At 39.0% G+C, this 1131-nt stretch carries 2 protein-coding genes; both read right to left on the reverse strand.

From position 1 onward, the window contains the following. Positions 1 to 8: 8 nt before the first annotated feature. Positions 9 to 578, reverse strand: coding sequence for an IS630 family transposase (locus tag ACEYW6_RS36325; RefSeq protein WP_412983626.1), 570 nt, complete (start codon positions 576 to 578; stop codon positions 9 to 11). After that, positions 560 to 1069 (reverse strand): helix-turn-helix domain-containing protein, encoded by a 510-nt coding sequence (locus ACEYW6_RS36330; protein ID WP_412983625.1) that lies wholly within the window; start codon positions 1067 to 1069, stop codon positions 560 to 562. Before ACEYW6_RS36330 ends, ACEYW6_RS36325 begins: the two co-directional genes overlap by 19 nt. Positions 1070 to 1131 lie beyond the last annotated feature (62 nt).

Consider the following 1131-nt stretch of genomic DNA (forward strand, 5'->3'; position numbering starts at 1 on the left):
ATACCAATTTAATATGAAGCTGCATAGAAAAGAGCTTCTAGGATAAAATTATAAGAAGAGATAGAAATTACCTGCTCAAATGTAAGTTGGTCGAATATTTCTTGGATGCGATTACGTAAAGCTTGTAAAGAAGAGAAAAGTTGATTTTTGAGTGGTTTTTTGAGGAGCTGCCAAAGTCTTTCAATCGGATTGAGTTCAGGGGCTGATGGTGGTTGAAACAAAGGAATAATATTCTCCGGCCAACGGAGCTTTGAACTTATATGAGCAGGGGCTTGATCAATCTGTAAAATAGCGTAATCGCTACCTAATTGCACAGATAGCCAGTCCAGAAACTGTTGAAAACACTCACCATTCAGTTTTGGGTACTCATAAAGGAAATGGTCTCCAGTCAATGGTTCAATTGCACCATAAATCCAAAAGTTTTCTCGTGGCCATTTCACCTCAACAGTAGGTTTAACACCTGAGGCTGTAATCACTTTTCCTGTGAGAGTTTTCAGTCCAACCCTAGTTTCATCCTGACACAGATACCGAACACACTTGCCGGGTGCTAGATGTTCTTCTAGACAATTAAGAATGATTCCGAGTTTTTTTTAAACTCAGATACCAACTTTTCGTCCTGCTTATGGCTTTGAGGACGTGGCACTTTTAGTTTTGCTCCTAATCGATATCGAACCCAGGCATAAACCGTTGCATACTCTATATCTTGTCCGTGTTCTTCTTTTAACCACTCAACTATTGCACCATAACTACTAAAGCCTTTTTCTGTTTTTAACTCCTCCTCAAGTGCTGCGATCGCAGCATCATCGATTTTCCGTTTTGCTCCTGGTGCTTTTTTAATTTCTAATAAGCCTGATATGCCATCAGTTCTGTACTTCTGCAACCATCTTGTGACCGTTGAAGTATCTTTTGCCAAGCGTTTTCCGATTTCTTGCTGCTCCTTAACCTGGCCGCTTTTTATCCACCACAGCATCATAAGCTTTTCTTTATGATTTCCTAAATTCGCTGTTTGTAGACGTTTTTTAAGTTCTTCTTCGCTCTCTGCGATTTCAATCTTAAAAGGGCGGCTCATGGTTATTTTAATTTATCGAGTTTGTTTTCTCTATTATATGCAGCTTCATATAAAATTGGTAT

This window comes from Nostoc sp. UIC 10607, from assembly GCF_047228265.1.
Lineage (GTDB): Bacteria > Cyanobacteriota > Cyanobacteriia > Cyanobacteriales > Nostocaceae > Nostoc > Nostoc foliaceum_A.